Here is a 16,556-nt window from a genome sequence, read left to right on the forward strand (position 1 = left end):
ATTCCCCCCAGGTACGCCACCGCCCGGGGCTACGCCTGAGCCCGGTGGGGGCACGGCCTCCGGCTCAGCCCTCCTGGGCCGACGTCCCGCCATCGGCGCAGCCCTCCTCGGCCGGCGAACGGGCGTCAGTGCGCAGCCCTCCTCAGCCGGCGAACCGGCGTCGGCGCCTCAGCTCTCCTTGGCCAGCGAGCCGGCGTCGACGCTCAGCCGCGCCACGTCCCCCTCGATCCCCGCCACCTGATCAGCGGCCACGTACAGGTCGCGGGAGAACAACCCCTTGGCGTCCACCTTGACGAAGCCGGTACGCACCAGCCGCGCCGCCAGCGCGGGCGGCAGGTCGGGTTCGGCGTCGTGGAACACCGCGGCCAGGGCCGGCACCAGGCCGGGGCGGTCCCCGGACTCCTGCCCCTCGGTGGTCGCGGCCTGCGGGTCGCCCATCCTGACGAACTCCACCGTCCCGAGCTCCTTGCCGTCACGGTCGACGACCTTCATGCCGGCGTGCACCTGGCTGATGACCGGCTCGTGGGAGGGATGCACGACAACGCTCCTTTCCTTCCTGTTCTGGGCTTGCACGCCTACCCAGCCGGATCGCGGAAAGTCCAGGGCGGGGCGGGATGGTCGGCCGGATGCTGCGGGCGGAACGCGCACGAGCACCGGTACTGGGCGGGGCCGTCGCCGTGCAGATCGAGCCCGCGCGCCCAGCTCATACAATCGGACGACGCCTCGGAAATGGAGTTCCATGGTCACGTCCGGCCGACGACGACGAGTGACGATCGCCGACGTGGCGAGCCACGCGCAGGTCTCCGTCACGGCGGTGTCCAAGGTGATCAACAACGCCTACGGCGTCAGCCCGGCCATGAAGGACAAGGTCAAAACGGCCATCCAGGAGCTCGGCTACCGGCCGCAGGCGGTGGCCAGGGGCATGCGCGGCCGCACCTTCACCATCGGCCTGGTGCTGCCGCACATCAGGAACCCGTTCTTCGCCGACATCCTGGACGGCCTGACCGCACACCTGCACACCACCGACTACCAGGCGTTCATGATCCAGGGTGGCGCCACCCGCAAGGTCGAGCAACGAGCGGTCGACGCCCTGCTCTCCCGCCAGGTGGACGGCATCATCATGGTCGCCCCGCTGGCCTCGAAGGCCCGCCTGGAAGACGTCGCCCAGGACAAACCACTCGTCGTGCTCGCCCGCCACGAGCGCTCACCCCATTACGACTCCGTCTACGACGACGACGAAGCCGGCGCCGAGCTCGTGGTCACCCACCTCATCCACCTCGGCCACCGCCGCATCGCCCACATCACCCACCAGGACGACAGCCTCGCCCGCCCCGCCGACCTGCTGCACACCATCCGATCCACGACCTACGAGCGCGTCATGCGCGAACACGGCCTGGCCGACGAGATCGCCATCGCCACCAGCTACTACAACGAGCAAGGCGGCTACGACGGCACCCGCGAGCTCCTCGCCCGCACCCCCCGCCCCACCGCCATCTTCGCCGGAGCCGACCAAGCCGCACTCGGCGCACTGGCCGCCATCCACCAAGCCGGCCTGACCGTCCCCGCCGACATCTCCGTCGCCGGCTACGACAACACCCACCTGGCCGCGCTCCCCAACATCGCCCTGACCAGCATCGACCAGGACGGCCACGAGATGGGCCGCGCCGCCGGCAAACTCCTGCTCGAACGCGTCGAAGGCCGCATGACACCCGTGCGCTTCACCGTCACGCCGAGCCTCGTCGTCCGCGCCTCCACCGCCGCGCCGCCGGCTTCGTAGGCGGTCAGCGGGAGCCGCCGCGACGCCTACGTCAACCGCATCGGGCAGGCTCGGCGGTGGCCAGCAGGTGCCATCCCTGCGGGCCCGCCTCGCCGTCTCAGTCAGCGGCGGTCAGCGATCGTGCGTGCCGGATCCTGACGCGGACGTCGCTGCCGGTCGGGGGCAGCTCGGTCGCGAGCACGTCGCCGGGGTGCAGGCAGGTCAACCGGCCGGTGGAGGTGTCGACGTCGACACGGGTGGCGATGCCGAGCGCGACGGTCCGGCGCAACGTTCCGGTCACCACCGGGACGTCGCCGGTCCGGCCGGTGGCGCCGCCGGACGGGTCGAGGACGAGTTCGGTGTGCTCGGGCCGGGCGGCGAGGGTGTGCGGCCGGCCGGTGAGGGCCGGCGGCAGGAGGTTGGTGTAGCCGAGCAGCCGGGCCGTGTCGGCGTCGCTCGGGTGGTCCAGCACCTCGGCGGTCGGGCCGTGCTGGCGGACCCGGCCGCCGATCAGCAGCGCGGTGTCCTCGGCCAGGGCGAGGGCCTCCTGCCGGTCGTGGGTGACCAGGATCGTCGCGGTGGGCTGCCCGTTCAGCGCGGCACGCAGGTCGGCGAGCAGGTCGGCGCGGGTCGTGCTGTCCAGCCCGCTGAACGGCTCGTCGAGCAGCAGCACGCGGGGTCCGGCGGCGAGCGCGCGGGTGATGCTGACCCGCTGGGCCTCGCCGATGGACAGGCTGCGGGCGTCCCGGCCGGCGAGGGGCGCCAGGCCGAGCGCCTCGATCCACGGCCAGGCCCTGACCCGGGCCTCGCGGCGGCTCACGCCGCGGAAACGCAGTCCGCTGATCACGTTGGCGGCCACCGTGCCGCGGCGCAGGATCGGCCGTTGCAGCACGGCCGCGATCGCCTCGCGCATCAGCGCCGGCGTCGCGGGGCGGCCGTCGAGCACGATCTGCCCGCTGACCCGGTGGCTGCTGAGCAGGCCCAGCGCGCGCAGCAGGGTGGACTTGCCGGCGCCGTTGGGGCCCAGCACGGCCAGCGTGCGCCCCGAGGCGACGTGCAGCTCCGGCACGCTGAGCAGTTCCCTGCCACCGGCGTGCACGCGCAGGTCGCGGCAGCCGATCCCGGGCCCGGTCACCACGGCCCGGTCACCACGGCCCGGTCCGTCCCGATCCCCGTGCCCGGGCCGGTCACCGCGGCACCGCCCGTCGCTGTTGCATCAGCGTCAGCGACACGTTCACGGCGAACGCGATCAGCAGCAGGATCAGGCCGAACGCGATGGCGAGCGAGAACTGGCCCCGGCTGGTGGCCAGGACCGCGGCGGTGGTCAGCACCCGGGTCTGCCCGGCCAGGTTGCCGCCCACCATCTGCGCGGCCCCTACCTCGCTCACCACCGCGCCGAACGCCGCCATCGCCGCGGCCAGCAGCGGCAGCCTGGCCTCGTTCAGCAGCGCCGCGAAGGCGCGGATCGCCGTCGCCCCCAGCGCCTGCATCTGCACCCGGAAGTCGGGATCGACCTGTTGCAGCGCGGCCGTGACCAGGGCGACCACGATCGGGGTGGCGATCGCGGCCTGGGCGACGACCATCGCGGCCGGCGTGTAGAGCAGCCCGAGCCCGCCCAGCGGCCCGCTGCGCCACAACAGCACGGTGACGAACAGGCCGACCACGACCGGCGGCATGCCCATCCCGGTGTTGGCCGCCGCCAGGACGATCCGCCGGCCGGGGAAGCGCGCCAGCGCCAGGGCCGCGCCCAGCGGCAAGCCGACCAGCAGCGCGATCGCGGTCGCGGTCAACGACACCCGTAAGGTCAGCATCATGATCGACCAGCTGTCCTGGTCCCCGGAAAGCAGCAGGCCGATCGCTTCCGCCAGCCCGTCGAACAGCACGTCCATCTACGTCACTCCCCGGGCCGGGCTCACTGGCCCAGTGTCGCCTCGTCCGCGCCCGCGTCCGGGGTGAACAGCGGCCGGCCGTACTTCGCTCGCCCGAACTCGCCGATGAGCCGCTGCGCGGGCGGGGCGACGATCCAGTCGGCGAACGCCTTCGCCCCGTCGGGCTGTACCCGATCGCCTGCCTTCCTGGTCATCTCGATGACGTGGTAGACGTTGAGCAGCCCGGGATCGCCCTCGCTCAGCACGTCCAGCTCCAGGCTGCCGCGCTGGGTGAGAAAGGTGGCCCGATCCGACAGCGTGTAGGCGGCCTTCTCGCCGGCGACCCGCAACGTCTCGCCCATGCCCTGCCCCGTGGACTGGTACCACGATCCGCCCGGATCCACCGCGGCCTTGGACCACAGGTCCTTCTCCCTGGCGTGGGTCCCCGACTCGTCTCCCCGGGAGATGAACATCGCCCGCGCCGCCTCGATCTTCTTCATCGCCTCCGCGCTCTTCGCGCCCCGGATCCCGGCCGGATCGGCCCGCGGACCGAGCAGCACGAAGTCGTTGTGCATCACCAGCCGCCGCCGGCCGGCACCGCCCTCGGCCACGAACTTCTCCTCCGCCGCGGGGGAATGCACGAGCAGCACGTCGGCCTCCCCGCGCCGGCCCAGCTCGATGGCCTGCCCGCTGCCGACCGCCAGGGTCTTGACCTGCCAGCCGCTGTCGCGGGTGAAGGCCGGTAACAGCTCGTCGAGCAGGCCGCTGTCCTGGGTGCTGGTCGTGGTGGCCAGGATCAGTGACTTGTCCTCCGGCGGGTTCGCCGCAGGCCCGCCGGAGGAGGGGGCGCTCCCGCACCCGGCCAGTAACACCGTCACGGCCAGCGCGCCAACGATCAGAAGCCTGCTTCTCACCACTGTGGCCCCATCTGTGCTACTACAGAGCAAGGCAAGTGTAGGTATGACGGGAGCACGACGGCCAGGGCCGCCGCGATCTCTTTCCGGATCGGCGGCCTCTCGCGGTCGAGTGGTGGGCTCTCGCGGGTCAGCCGGCCGCCGCGGAGGAGCCGTCGCCCCGCCATGGGCGCAGGTAGGTGCTCAGGGGCAGGTCCAGGCGCAGCCGTAGCCGGCTGTGGCCGTGCGGGTGGTCGAGGCTGACCTCGTCGCACAGGCGGTGGATCAGCCACAGGCTCAGCTGCTCGGCGTCGGCGGGGGGCGAGGGCAGGCGCTCGACGGTGGCGAGGTGCTCGGGGCGCAGCCGGCCGGCGCTGTCGCAGATCTCCACGGTGATGCTGGTGGGGCTGGTGTAGGCGGTCACGGTGCCGCCACCCCCGCCGTGGTCGAGGACGTTGGTGACGGCCTCGTTGACCGCGAGCACCAGGTGATCCACCCGGGCGCCGGGCAGTTTCGCATGGCGGGCGTAGACCCGGATGAGGTCCCGGATGAGCGCCAGGTCGTAGGTGATGGGGCAGTGCAGGCGGATGGGTGCGTGCATGGGCTACCTCACCCCTGGAGCGGAAGGGGGATGGCGTAAAGCGTACGAGTGAGGGCAGAGGGTGAGGTGACCGAGTAAGCGAACCGAGCCGGGCACACCCATGGTGCCCCCGGGCAGATCAGCCGCGGCCGACGCGGTGTGCTGACCGGCGCCTGGCGAGAAAGGTTGATCGCCCGACATCCGCTCTCCTCCCTGCCCGATGTGCCGCCGCTGAACGCTCGCGCGGCGCGCCGGGCGCTCCTGCTTTCGGCGATCTTCTCGCGGCGCCTTCGTACGTTGCGTGCGCCCATGCCCTGCCGTGCCGGGGCATGGGGCGTGGCTCGGCTCTGCCCTGAGACAGCCCCTCGTGGCGTGGAGTGCGATGACCGACCGAACCGACGGCGCTGCTGACGTGCTACCCATGGTGCACCCCTTCGGCCTGCGCGTGCGCGGCGACATCGACCGTGCCAGCCGGCCTGTGCTGGCCCGCTCGCTGGCCTGGGCTGTGCGCATCAGCAAGGCCGACATCCACCTTGATCTGTCCGAGCTTACCTTCATCGACGCCGCCGGCCTGCAGCTCATCGTCCGAACGGCTGCCGGTCTGCCGCCGCCACGCGCGCTGGCCCTGGTGAACGCGCCGGCCTCCGTTCTCGAGCTGCTGACCCTGCTCAGCTGGCAGCTCGACCCGGAGCAGCGGCTGCGTCCGCAGGGGGGCGCGGCCGATCCGCAGGGGCCCGATCCGGCTCCGGCTCCACCCCGCTGACCTCGTGCTCACCTGGGGCCACCACCCGAGCCGGCCCAGCTCGTGGCCTCGGCCAGGCTGCGGTAGGGCGGGAACAGATGTACCAGCTGGGTGATGGTCAGCAGCCGCGCCAGGGCCCCGTGCACGCCGATCAGCCGCAGTCCCCCGCCGCGTTCCTCGGCCTGGCGCTGGCTGCTGATGAGCGTCCACAAGCCGCCGGAATCGCAGAACGCCAGGCCTGACACGTCCACCACGATCTTCGGGGTGTCCGCCTGCAGCAACTGGTCGAACGTCTGGGCCAGCGGCTGCTGGGTCGTGCGGTCGAGCTCTCCGTCCAGATGCACCACATGACAGTCCGGCAGGAGCTGGACGTCGATGAAGAGGTCCGTCATGGCGCCGGCCATCCCCAAGCTCGCGCCGCCCTGCCCACGTCTGCCGGCAGGGGCGGCGATATCCGACAACATCCCCGCGCTACCCTTCGCCCGGCGCCGTTCCTCCTCCGGGCTGCCGGGGTAAGCAAGGTGTGGCGGTGCGGCCAAGTTCCAGCACCCGGCACGGCGCCGCCCCCCGTCCCCGCGGCGACGCGCTCACCGTCCCGAAGTTCAGGGGTTACACCAGCATGCGACAATGATTATCATTTGCCGGACATGGCCGATCCTGGCCACGTCCGGCGAAGGGTGGCGCATGTCTGCTTCCACGGTCTCATCGGCGCGACGGGCGCCGTCGGTGCTGGCTCCCGCCCGTGCCACCTTGATCGGTTGCGGGGTCCTGACCGCGGTCAGCGCGCTCGCCGGGATGGCGCCGCTGATCGCGGTGGTCGAGATCAGCCGGCGGCTGCTGCAGGGGGAATCGGACGTGTGGCCGATCATCGTGGTCACGCTCGTCGCCCTGGCCGTCAAGCAGCTCGGTACGTTCGGCGCGGGCGTGCTGACGCACCTGGCCGACATCCGGGTGTCGTTCAGGATCCGGCGGGAGCTGCTGGGCAAGCTGCGCAGGCTGCCGCTGGGCTGGTTCACCGACCGCAACTCCGGCATCGTGAAGAAGACGGTCGAGGACGACGTCGCCGCGCTGCACCAGCTCATCGCCCACTCCGTGGTGGAGGTGACGGCCGCCGCCGTCCCCGTGGTGGTCGCGGTCGGCTACCTGCTCGCCGTGGACTGGCGGATGGCGGTGATCAGCCTGGTGCCGCTGGTCGCCGGGCTGATCGTGTACCAGCGTGCCATGGCTGGGGCCGGGACGAAGTACCCGGAGTTCATGGCATGGCTGACCCGGCTGAGCGGGGCCGCGGTCGAGTTCGTCAACGGCATCGGCGTCGTCAAAGCCTTCGGCACCCCGGGCGTGGCCAGCCGCCGCTTCCAGGACGTGTCCCGGAATTTCGCCCGCTTCTTCCTCGACTGGGCCAAGGCGACCACCAGAGCCTCGGTCATCTCGGAGATCCTGCTGTCACCACCGAGCGTGCTCGTCATCATGGTGGGCGCGGGCGGCGCGCTCACCGCCGCCGGATGGCTGCCGCCGGCGAGCTTCATCGCGTTCCTGGTGTTCGGGACGGTCACCACCGCGGGGCTGATGACGGTCATGATGTCGATCCATCCGCTGGTCACGGCGCTGAGCGTGGCGCGCGGCATCGGCGAGGTGCTCGCCGCCCCCGAGCTGCCCGTCCCGGCGAGCCCGATCGTGCCCGACCCCGCCGCTCCCGGTCCGGTGGTGCGGATGCGCGGGGTGCGCTTCGTCTACGGTGACACCGTCGCGCTCGACGGCGTCGACCTCGATCTCGAACGGGGCACGGTCACCGCGTTGGTCGGCCCGTCCGGGTCCGGCAAGTCCACCCTGGCCAAGCTGCTGCCCCGTTTCGACGACCCGCAGCAGGGCTCGGTCGAGCTGCACGGCGTCGACCTGCGCGATCTCGACCCCGCCGAGCTGTACCGGCACGTGGCCTTCGTCTTCCAGGACTCGGCGCTGCTGCGCATGAGCGTCCGCGACAACATCCGCCTGGCCCGCCCGGACGCCTGCGACGCCGACGTACGCGCGGCGGCGGCCAAGGCGCAGATCCTCGACCGCCTCGACGCGCTGCCCCGTGGCCTGGACTCGGTGGCCGGCCAGGACGCGGAGCTGTCCGGGGGCGAGCGGCAGCGGGTGTGCATCGCCCGCGCGATCCTCGCCGACCGGCCGGTCCTCGTCCTGGACGAGGCGACCGCGAGCGCGGACCCGGAGAACGAGGCCCGCATCCAGGACGCGCTGAGCGAGGTCGCCCGCGGCCGTACCGTGCTGGTCATCGCGCACCGGCTGAGCACGATCCGCGGGGCCGACCGGATCGTCGTGCTCGACGAGGGCCGCGTCGCCGAGCAAGGGCGGCACGAGGAGTTGCTGGCCCGCCAGGGCCTGTACGCCCGGCTGTGGGAGCACGACCAGCGCGCCCGCGAAGGCAGCGCGCAGGGGCTGGAGACCGGCCGATGACCGCACAGAGCCTGGAGGCCCGCTGATGATCGCCATGATCCGATACCTGTCCGAGCTGCTCGACGGACGCGGGCGCCGCCACCTGCGCGTCATGCTCGCCGCCCAGGCCGGGCAGGGCGTGCTGCAGGGGCTGGGCTTCCTGCTCGTGGCCCCGCTCGTGGCCGCCCTCACCACCGCGCCGGTCGACTGGGGCCGCTTCTGGATCTGGGCGGGCGCGATCGCCGCCGCGGTCGCCGCCCACCACGTGCTGCTGGCGTGGAGCACGTCCCTGGGCTACGTCGTCGGCACGGACGTGCTGACCGGCTTCCACACACGCCTCGGCAACCACCTGGCCACGCTGCCGATCGGCTGGTTCCGCGGCGACCGCACCGGGCCGATCGGGCGGATGCTCGGCAAGGGCACGATGGACGTCGCCAACATCCCCGCCCACCTGCTGCGCCACGTCGTCGTCGGCATCACCGCCCCCACCACCGTGATCATCGGCAGCTTCCTGCTCGACTGGCGGATCGGCCTGGCCTTCGCCGCCGGCGCGGTGCTGTGCGCACTGGCCCTGCGCCTGCTCATGGTCATCGTGCGGCGCAACGACGACGACTACGAGCACGACATCGGCGTCAGCGCCTCCCGTATCGTCGAGTACGCCCGCCAGCAACCGACCCTGCGCGCCTACGGCGTGCTCGACCGACCCGAGCTCGGCACCCTGGAGGAATCCCTGGTCCGCCAGCAGGGCTCCCAGTCACGGCTCACCGTCCGGGGAGCCTGGGGCCTGATCGCGTTCTTCGGCGCCCTGCAACTGGTCGTCACCGCCGTCATCGCCCTCACGGTCGTCTTCACTCTGCAGGGCACCATGACCATCGCCGTCATGATCGGCCTGATGATCGTCACCCTCCGCATGCTCGACCCGATCTCCCAGCTCGGCGAGCTGGCCGGCACCGTGCAGGTCAACGCCGACGCGATCGGCCGCGTACGCGCGCTGCTGGCGGTGCCGCCGCTGCCCGAACCGATCACCCCCGCCGAACCGGCCGGCACCGGCATCGAGCTGCGCGGCGTGCGCTTCGGCTACGACGGCGGCCCGGCCGTCCTCGACGGCATCGATGCGACGATCCCCGCCGGCAGCTTCACCGCCGTCGTGGGCCCGTCCGGCGCGGGCAAGAGCACGCTGCTGAAACTGCTCGGCCGCTTCTTCGACGTCACAGAAGGCACGATCCGCATCGGCGGCCGGGACGTCCGCGAGCTCGGCAGCGCCGGCGTCTCCCGGCTGACCGCGCAGGTCTTCCAGGACGTCTACCTGTTCGAGGGCACCATCGCCGACAACCTGCGCATGGCCGCCCCTGACGCCACCGACGCCGACCTCGACCGGGTGGCCCGCATCGCCCGCCTCGACGAGGTCGTCGAACGCCTCCCGCAGGGCTGGCACACCCGCGTCGGCGAGGCCGGCTCCACCCTGTCCGGCGGCGAGAAGCAGCGCGTCTCCATCGCCCGCGCCCTGCTCAAGGATGCCCCCATCGTGCTGCTGGACGAGGCGACCGCCGCGCTCGACCCGGCCAACGAGGCCGCCGTCGCCGGCGCCATCGCCGAGCTGGCCCGCGACCGCACCGTCATCGTCGTCGCCCACCGCCTGTCCACGGTGGTCGCCGCCGACCGCATCCTCGTCCTCGACCAGGGCCGGATCACCGAGCACGGCGACCACGGCACCCTGCTCGCCGCCGGCGGCACCTACGCCCGCTTCTGGAACGAGCGCGTCCGCGCCCGCGGCTGGCAGCTCACCCCGGAGGGAACGCCGGCCGGGTAGTGTCACCTGGCCGCGTACGTGGTGGGCAGCGCGTCCAGGTCGCGGCTGCCGGCGAGCGTCGGGGCCGGTTCGCCCGGCCTGGCGCGCTCTACCCTTCGTGCGTACCAGCAGGCCGCTGGCACGTACTGGACTGTAATCCCGTGCAGCTCCGCTCCCCCGCGATGAGCAGCACGATGCCGATCATGAGCACCGCGCAGGTCAGCATCACGAGCATGCACCAGACGTGCAGCAGCGAGCGGCTCCCTGCCGTGGCCGGGAGCGGCTCCGTCCCGGAGCCCAGCGCGCCGGAGAGCATGGCGTCGAGTTCGGGCTCCTCCCGGACGAGGCGGCTTTCCAGCTCCGCCAGCGCCCGGCGCTCCTCACGCGAAAGTCCCATGCCGCACTCCCCCGATCGCTCGCAGCCCACCACGTCCCCCGCCCGGGACGCCACCTGCTTCCCCCACGTCCTGCGCCAGCGTCCCATTTCATCCAGATACGCCCGGCATGCCAAGAAAACCTTGCACACTGCAACGAACATGTGATGCGACCATGAGCCCTTGCTGATCGCTGACAGCACCTGGGCGGTCCCCGGCGCCTCGGGTCTGTCAGGCGGGGCCTGACAGGCCCTGGCCGCGATCGCGCAGGGTGAGCGTGGCCGCCTTCTCCGCCGGCGCGCCCGGCCTGCTGACGTAACGGAGGATCTTGAAGTCGGCGGTCAGGTCACTCGGGGTGACCCGGAGCATGAGGTAGCCGCGATGGCGAAGGTGCAGCTTCAGGTGCGGGTTGGCCGCCAGGAGCGGGTCCGCGGCCTGGTCGATGTCGTGGCCGTCGCCGCCGCTGGTGATGGAGGTGACGGCGAACTCGGCGCCGATCGGGCGGGAGGCCGGATCGTCGTAGTCGAGGACGAGGTTCCCCGCCCAGTGGGCGTGCACGTCGCCGGTGAGGACGGCGACGTTGCGGGCTCCGGCCTGGATCCAGCCCTCGGTGACGCGCAGGCGGGCGGCGGTGTAGCCGTCCCAGGCATCCTGCCGGACCAGCCGGTCGAGGCCCGGGTCGCGGTCGCGCTGCCCGAAGAAGACCTGCTGGCCGATGAGGTCCCAGCGCGCCCGGGACCGGCGCAGGCCGTCCAGGAGCCACTGTTCCTGGTCCAGGCCGAGCATCGTGCGGCTCGGCCCCGCCGGGAGCGGGCAGTTGCTGTAGCCGGCGCCGCACAGGTGCGGGTCGCGGTACTGCCGGGTGTCGAGCACGTGCAGGGCGGCGAGGTCGCCCCAGCGCAGGCGCCGGTAGAGCTGGACGGCCGTGCCGCCGGGGCGGGCGCCCTGCCGCAGCGGCATGTGCTCGTAGTAGGCGCGGAAGGCGACGCGGCGGCGTTCGGCGGGGATGAGGCTCGTCCAGTTGTTGAGCACCTCGTGGTCGTCCAAGACGGCCACCCACGGCGCGGCGGCGTGGGCGGCCCGCAGGTCGGGGTCGGTCTTGTACAGGGCGTGCCTGCGCCGGTAGTCCGCCAGGGTCACCGCTTCCGCCCCCTGGTGGTCGCGGACGTTGCCGCCCGGTTCGAGCTGCTGGTCGCTGCCCTGCTCGTAGATGTAGTCACCCAGGTTGAGGACGAGATCGGGCTGCTCGGACGCGATCGCGGCGTAGGCGGTGAAGTAGCCGTGCTGGTAGTTGGCGCAGGAGCAGACGGCCAGGCGCAACGGGCGCGCCGTCGTGCCCGGCGCGGGCGTGGTCAGCGCGCGCCCGGTCGGCGACAGGTGCGCGCCCGCCTTGAAGCGGTACCAGTACGGCCTGCCCGGCCGCAGCCCCGTGACCTCGACGTGGACGGTGTGCGCCCACTCCCGTACCGCTTCCTGCGTGCCGCGGCGGACGACCTTCTTGCCCTCGGGGTCGGTGGAAACCTGCCAGTGCACCGGCACGGGAGCCTCCGGCATGCCGCCGAGCCCGTCTTCCGCCAGCGGCGCCGGCGCCAGGCGGGTCCACAGCACGAACCCGCCCGGGTCCGGGTCGCCGCTGGCGACGCCCAGGGTGAACGGCTCGCCGAAGGGCGCCGCCGGCACCAGGGACGGCAGGCCCGAGGAGAGCCCCGCCGCCAGGAATGACCTCCTGCTCAACACACCAGCATGATCGCCGCCCCCGGCGCCCGCCCGGACGGGGACACGCCAGCCGCTGGGAAAGAACAGACGCGGACACTCCCCAGGCCGACGTCACCCCGCCTCGCCCCGGACGGCCGGCTCGGCCTTGCAATCCGATGCCAGCGCGCCGGAAGGTGCGGGGGTGCTCACGAGGAGGGCCGACCTCCTTGGAGACTGACGGCGTGCTCCCGGGCTGCCACGGTCAGCGGAACCACGACCTCGTGCCGGCGTGCAGCGACAGCCCGAACGTGAGCAGCGCCGCGAGGGCGGTGGCGCCCATCGTCGCTCTCTGCATGCCGGATGCGAGGAGCAGGGCGTACAGCAGCCCGCACCCGCTCGCCACGAGCCCGAGGTTCCACACCCACGTGCGGCCCGACGAGGCGAATCCCGCGGCCGAACCGAAGGAGAGCGCCAGCGCCAACGACATGATGCCGAGCGGCGGAAACAGATGCCACAACTCTTCACCCAGTGCGGTGATCCCCAGAAACGGCTGGACGAGCGACAGGGCCCAGAAGCCCGCCTGTGCCCAGTTGAGAAGACGTAACACCGCAACACCGCGAGGCAGCAGAACACCGGGTCGCGACTCGGTCATGCGACGCTCCAAGGCAGACGTCGGACGGGGCGCATGTTGCAGGCCCGGGACGATCTACAGCATGCCAGGCCGGCCCCTTACGCGCCCCCGCTACACTGGACGAACCAATCCAGTGTGAGCGCATCGGGAAGGCGGCTACGTGGCAGGCAGACGTACTCGCGGGCCGGGGGTGCACCATGAGCAGCGGCGCAACGAGATCGCCGACGCCGTGCTCGCCATCGTCGCCGAACGCGGCCTGGCCGCCGTGTCGCTGACCACCGTCGCCGAGCAGGCCGGCATCTCACCGGGCCGGGTGCAGCACTACTTCCCCGCCAAACACCAGCTCATCGAGGCCGCCTTCGAGCGCGGCAACGAGCTGTCCAGCGGGCGCATCAGGCAGAAGACCGGCTCCGACCTCGACGCCGCCGACCCCCGGCTGGTGCTCACCACCGTGCTGACCGAGCTCATCCCGTACGACGCCGCCACCGAAGCCCACATGCGCGTACGCCAGTCCTTTCACGCGCTCGGCTTCGCCGAGGAGAGCATCGCGGCCCGGCTGCGCGTCCTGTATGCCGGGTTCCACCACCAGTTGGCGCAGCTCATCCGCAAGGATCAGGAGGCCGGCCGCATCCGCGGCGACGTGCGGCCGGACGGCACCGCCCTGGCCCTGGTGGCCCTGGCCGAAGGACTGGCCGCCTACGTCCTCACCGGCGTCGCCGCCCCCCAGGTGGCGCGTGACCAGCTGCTCGGCGAGATCGCCGGGCTCTACGCATGAGACCGCCTCACTGAGAGCCGGTTCGGGCCGGTGCGCCGTTCAGGGTCTCGACCTCGCCCGTGTCCAGGGAGTAGTACGCGCCGACCACGGCCAGGGCCCCCTTGGCCACCAGCGGCGCGAGGTCTTGGTTGTCGCGCAGGGCGTTCGCCGTCAGCTTCACCTGCGCTCTGGCCATCGAGTCGGCGGGGTCGGCATGGCGCTCTTCCGACACCTGCTCGTACGCCGGGCGCAGAGCCTCCGTGATCGCCTGAAGGTTGCCCGGCAGCGGCCTGCCGTCCCGCAGGGCCTGGTAGGCGGCGGAGACCGCGCCGCACCGCTGGTGGCCGAGGACCACGATCAACGGGGTTCCGCTGGTCATCGGCCCGTACTCGACGGAGCCGGTGATCACGGGCCCGAGCGCCGCCCCGCCGCTGCGCATGACGAACAGGTCGCCCAGGCCGGTGTCGAACACGAGCTCGGGCGGCACGCGGGAATCGATGCAGGACAGCACCGCCCCGTAGGGTTGCTGGCTGGCGGCCAGCAACTGCCGGCGGGTGGGGTCGCGATCCGGGTGCCGCAGCGCGTTGGTCACCCAGCGCCCGTTGCCCGCCATCAGCCGTTCGTAGGCGGCCTCCGGCGTACGGGGCGGCGGTGCCGCGGCGGGTGCGGGCCCCGCCTGGCGTGGCTGGTTCGTATCGGCCGATGAGCAGCCGGCCAGGCAGGCCGCTGCCAGGGACGCCGCTCCCGCGAGCAGCGCTCGCCGCTCCGGGCCGTCCGCCGCCCGCGTTCCGCCGCCATGGTGCCGCATCTCTCCACCGCGATTCTTCACTACGTACAGTGTGGACGAAGACACGCTATGTGTTCGGTCAAGGCGGCACAAGGTCGTCGGCGAAGCTCACGCGGGCAGGCGGAGCGCCATCACGGCGATGTCGTCCAGCCCGCTGGCCGGAAGCCCGGCCAGCACCGAGTCACAGAACCTGTCCACCGGCTCGTCGGCGACCGACTCGGCCAGGCGGCGCAACCGCTCCAGGCCGTCGTCGAGATGTTCGCCCGGCCGCTCGACGAGACCGTCGGTGTACAGCAGGAGCGTGCTGCCCGGCGGCAGCGGCTCCACCTCCGAGACGCGCGGCTCGGTATGGGGGAAGCCGAGCAGCGGGCTGAGGCCGCCCTCGAGGAACCGGCCCCCGCCGTCGGGCGAGACCAGCAGCGGCGGCGGATGCCCGGCCGAGGCGTACCACAGCCGGTAAGCGTCGTCGAACCTCTCCACGCGGGCGAACACGCACGTGGCGGTGACGTCGCCCGACAGCGACTCCATCGCGACGTTCAGCCTGGTGAGGATCTCGCCCGGCGGTTCGCGGCGATCCATCGCCAGCGCGCGCAACATGTTGCGCAGCTGGCTCATCGCGACGGCGGCGCTCAGGTCGTGGCCGGACACGTCCCCGATCACCAGCGCAGGGACACCGTCGGGCAGGACGAAGGAGTCGTACCAGTCGCCGCCCACGTCCGCCGCGGACGGGCTGGCCCGGTAGCGGGCGACGATCCGCAGATCAGGCAGGCTCGGCGGGTCGGCGAGCAGGCTGTACTGCAGGGCGAGCGCGATCTGTTGCGCGCGCTGGAAGCGGATGGCCCTGCTCAGGGCGTCGTGGGCGTGATCGAACATGCGGTTCAGCAGGGTGATGGTGTCCCGGCTGATCGCCGGGCGGTCGCCGCACGTCACCGCGCAGACCACCGCGGGAACCGCGCCGTCGACCACGACCGGGAGGATCAGGACACCGTTGGCGTCGTTCGCCTTCAGCCACGGCAGTGTGCCCCTGGGGACGGCCTGCGGCGGGGGCGAGCCGACGGGGAACGTCATCAGCAGGGGCCGCCTGCCCCGCACGGCCTGTACGAAGGCGTTGCTTGCGGGGAGCTGCTCCTCGCTGTAAGGCGGCAGCCGCCTCGAGCCCGGGCGTGCGGCGGTGGCCAGCCGCTCGATGATGAACGGGGCGCCGCCGTGCCGGTCGCCGGTCAGGTCGGTGACGAGATAGACGCCGCAGCCGTCGGCCAGCTCCGGCACGATCACGTCGGCCAGCGCGCCGAGCATCTCCTCCAGGCTCCGCAGCTGCGCCGTGGCGATGGCGGCGCGGTCGAGCAGGCGCTGGCGCCGCTGCTCCTGCCACTGCTGCTCGATGTCGACGGAGCTGCCCACCCACTCCACGACCTGGCCGTTCTCGCAGATCGGCACCGCGCGGAGCTGGAAGTGCCGGTAGCCGTCGCGGGTGCGCAGCCGGTAGATGTGCTCCCACATCGCGGTGGCGCCGCCGACCGCGTGCGACCAGGAGGTGATCGTGGCGGGGCGGTCGTCGGGGTGGACCGTCCGCAGCCAGCGCTGCCCGCGGTAGTCCGCCCACTGCTGCCCGGTCACCCGTTCCCAGCTCGGGCTCGGCTCGGACACGTACCCGTCCCCGCTGGTCACCCAGAAGATGTCCGCGCTGAGGCGCATCAGGCTCTCGTAGCGCCGCAGGATGCGGCGGCGTTCCTCGGCGACGGCCGTCACCTGGTGCGCGGCGGTGACCTGCTCGGTCACGTCCATCAACATCACGAGCACGCCGTGCTCGCCGGCGCCGAAGGCGACCCGCGACAGGCTGAAGGTGAAGAACCGCTCCCCCGGCTCCCGGGCGCCGGGGATCGGCATCGCCTCCTCGGCGGTCCTGATGACCGGCTCGCCCGTGGCGTACACCTGGTCGAACCAGGATCGGTAGTGCGGCAGCACGAAGGCGGCGAACGCCTCCTCGACGGGCATCCCGCCCCGGGGACCACTGACCTGCGACCGGTACATGGCATTGCTGTAGACCAGCCGGTGATCCGGCCCCCGCGTCACCGCCATCCCCACCGGCGCCGGGTCCAGCACCTCGAACGAGAGGTTGCTGCCCCCGCGATCTGTGACCTCCATCGTGACCTCCCCCGAGGGTCACAAGCACCCTCAGCCCTACCCATGGACGGCAGGCCATGAACTCGGCATGCCCGACCCGCTCCCGGAGGGTGGCGCGGGCGTGACCCGG

At 72.3% G+C, this 16,556-nt stretch carries 16 protein-coding genes; 5 read left to right on the forward strand and 11 right to left on the reverse strand.

The features are described from left to right. Nucleotides 1-168 precede the first annotated feature (168 nt). Nucleotides 169-537 (reverse strand): hypothetical protein, encoded by a 369-nt coding sequence (locus AB0I79_RS51915; RefSeq protein WP_357890833.1) that lies wholly within the window; start codon nucleotides 535-537, stop codon nucleotides 169-171. Between the two features lie 202 nt (nucleotides 538-739). On the opposite strand from AB0I79_RS51915, the gene AB0I79_RS51920 reads away from it, so the two are divergent. After that, entirely contained in the window at nucleotides 740-1,777 is a 1,038-nt protein-coding gene (locus tag AB0I79_RS51920; RefSeq protein ID WP_357890836.1) for a LacI family DNA-binding transcriptional regulator, read from the forward strand. A 97-nt stretch (nucleotides 1,778-1,874) separates the two neighbouring features. Here the strand turns inward: AB0I79_RS51920 and AB0I79_RS51925 are convergent, their stop codons facing one another. The 4 genes from AB0I79_RS51925 to AB0I79_RS51940 all read right to left on the reverse strand — a co-directional run bounded on the left by AB0I79_RS51925 (nucleotide 1,875) and on the right by AB0I79_RS51940 (nucleotide 5,118). Further along, nucleotides 1,875-2,894, reverse strand: a complete 1,020-nt coding sequence (locus tag AB0I79_RS51925) for an ATP-binding cassette domain-containing protein (RefSeq protein WP_357890839.1) — start codon at nucleotides 2,892-2,894, stop codon at nucleotides 1,875-1,877. Nucleotides 2,895-2,943: 49 nt separating this feature from the next. Continuing rightward, nucleotides 2,944-3,645, reverse strand: a complete 702-nt coding sequence (locus AB0I79_RS51930; protein ID WP_357890842.1) for an ABC transporter permease — start codon at nucleotides 3,643-3,645, stop codon at nucleotides 2,944-2,946. Between the two features lie 23 nt (nucleotides 3,646-3,668). Then, entirely contained in the window at nucleotides 3,669-4,538 is an 870-nt protein-coding gene (locus AB0I79_RS51935) for a substrate-binding domain-containing protein (RefSeq protein ID WP_357890845.1), read from the reverse strand. Between the two features lie 130 nt (nucleotides 4,539-4,668). Continuing rightward, a complete protein-coding gene (locus AB0I79_RS51940) occupies nucleotides 4,669-5,118 on the reverse strand; it encodes an ATP-binding protein (RefSeq protein ID WP_357890848.1) in 450 nt (149 codons plus the stop codon). Between the two features lie 361 nt (nucleotides 5,119-5,479). Here AB0I79_RS51940 and AB0I79_RS51945 point away from each other — a divergent pair, with 361 nt between their 5' ends. Continuing rightward, nucleotides 5,480-5,860: an STAS domain-containing protein gene (locus AB0I79_RS51945; protein WP_357890852.1), complete on the forward strand. Its 381-nt coding sequence runs from the start codon at nucleotides 5,480-5,482 to the stop codon at nucleotides 5,858-5,860. A gap of 8 nt (nucleotides 5,861-5,868) precedes the next feature. On the opposite strand, the gene AB0I79_RS51950 is transcribed toward AB0I79_RS51945, so the two are convergent. Next, the gene (locus AB0I79_RS51950; protein WP_357890855.1) at nucleotides 5,869-6,231 is read right to left on the reverse strand and encodes an STAS domain-containing protein; all 363 of its coding nucleotides are present in this window, start codon (nucleotides 6,229-6,231) and stop codon (nucleotides 5,869-5,871) included. 292 nt (nucleotides 6,232-6,523) lie between these two features. Here AB0I79_RS51950 and AB0I79_RS51955 point away from each other — a divergent pair, with 292 nt between their 5' ends. Together AB0I79_RS51955 and AB0I79_RS51960 are read left to right on the forward strand one after the other, a co-directional pair. Continuing rightward, nucleotides 6,524-8,293, forward strand: coding sequence for an ABC transporter ATP-binding protein (locus AB0I79_RS51955; RefSeq protein ID WP_357890858.1), 1,770 nt, complete (start codon nucleotides 6,524-6,526; stop codon nucleotides 8,291-8,293). Between the two features lie 25 nt (nucleotides 8,294-8,318). Then, nucleotides 8,319-10,082, forward strand: a complete 1,764-nt coding sequence (locus AB0I79_RS51960) for an ABC transporter ATP-binding protein (RefSeq protein WP_357890861.1) — start codon at nucleotides 8,319-8,321, stop codon at nucleotides 10,080-10,082. 88 nt (nucleotides 10,083-10,170) lie between these two features. On the opposite strand, the gene AB0I79_RS51965 is transcribed toward AB0I79_RS51960, so the two are convergent. The 3 genes from AB0I79_RS51965 to AB0I79_RS51975 form a co-directional block, all read right to left on the reverse strand. Then, nucleotides 10,171-10,458, reverse strand: coding sequence for a DUF3040 domain-containing protein (locus tag AB0I79_RS51965; protein ID WP_357890864.1), 288 nt, complete (start codon nucleotides 10,456-10,458; stop codon nucleotides 10,171-10,173). Between the two features lie 208 nt (nucleotides 10,459-10,666). Further along, nucleotides 10,667-12,172: an alkaline phosphatase D family protein gene (locus AB0I79_RS51970; protein WP_357890867.1), complete on the reverse strand. Its 1,506-nt coding sequence runs from the start codon at nucleotides 12,170-12,172 to the stop codon at nucleotides 10,667-10,669. Between the two features lie 220 nt (nucleotides 12,173-12,392). Further along, nucleotides 12,393-12,782, reverse strand: a complete 390-nt coding sequence (locus AB0I79_RS51975; RefSeq protein ID WP_357890870.1) for a hypothetical protein — start codon at nucleotides 12,780-12,782, stop codon at nucleotides 12,393-12,395. A gap of 139 nt (nucleotides 12,783-12,921) precedes the next feature. Between AB0I79_RS51975 and AB0I79_RS51980 the strand changes: the two genes are divergently transcribed. Then, nucleotides 12,922-13,536, forward strand: coding sequence for a TetR/AcrR family transcriptional regulator (locus AB0I79_RS51980; RefSeq protein WP_357890873.1), 615 nt, complete (start codon nucleotides 12,922-12,924; stop codon nucleotides 13,534-13,536). A 7-nt stretch (nucleotides 13,537-13,543) separates the two neighbouring features. Here AB0I79_RS51980 and AB0I79_RS51985 read toward each other — a convergent pair whose 3' ends face one another. Together AB0I79_RS51985 and AB0I79_RS51990 are read right to left on the reverse strand one after the other, a co-directional pair. Continuing rightward, a complete protein-coding gene (locus AB0I79_RS51985) occupies nucleotides 13,544-14,344 on the reverse strand; it encodes a carbonic anhydrase (protein WP_357890876.1) in 801 nt (266 codons plus the stop codon). Nucleotides 14,345-14,410: 66 nt separating this feature from the next. Next, nucleotides 14,411-16,447, reverse strand: coding sequence for a SpoIIE family protein phosphatase (locus AB0I79_RS51990; RefSeq protein ID WP_357890879.1), 2,037 nt, complete (start codon nucleotides 16,445-16,447; stop codon nucleotides 14,411-14,413). Nucleotides 16,448-16,556 lie beyond the last annotated feature (109 nt).

The sequence above is a fragment of the Nonomuraea sp. NPDC050202 genome, from assembly GCF_040656115.1.
In the GTDB taxonomy this organism is placed as follows: domain Bacteria; phylum Actinomycetota; class Actinomycetes; order Streptosporangiales; family Streptosporangiaceae; genus Nonomuraea.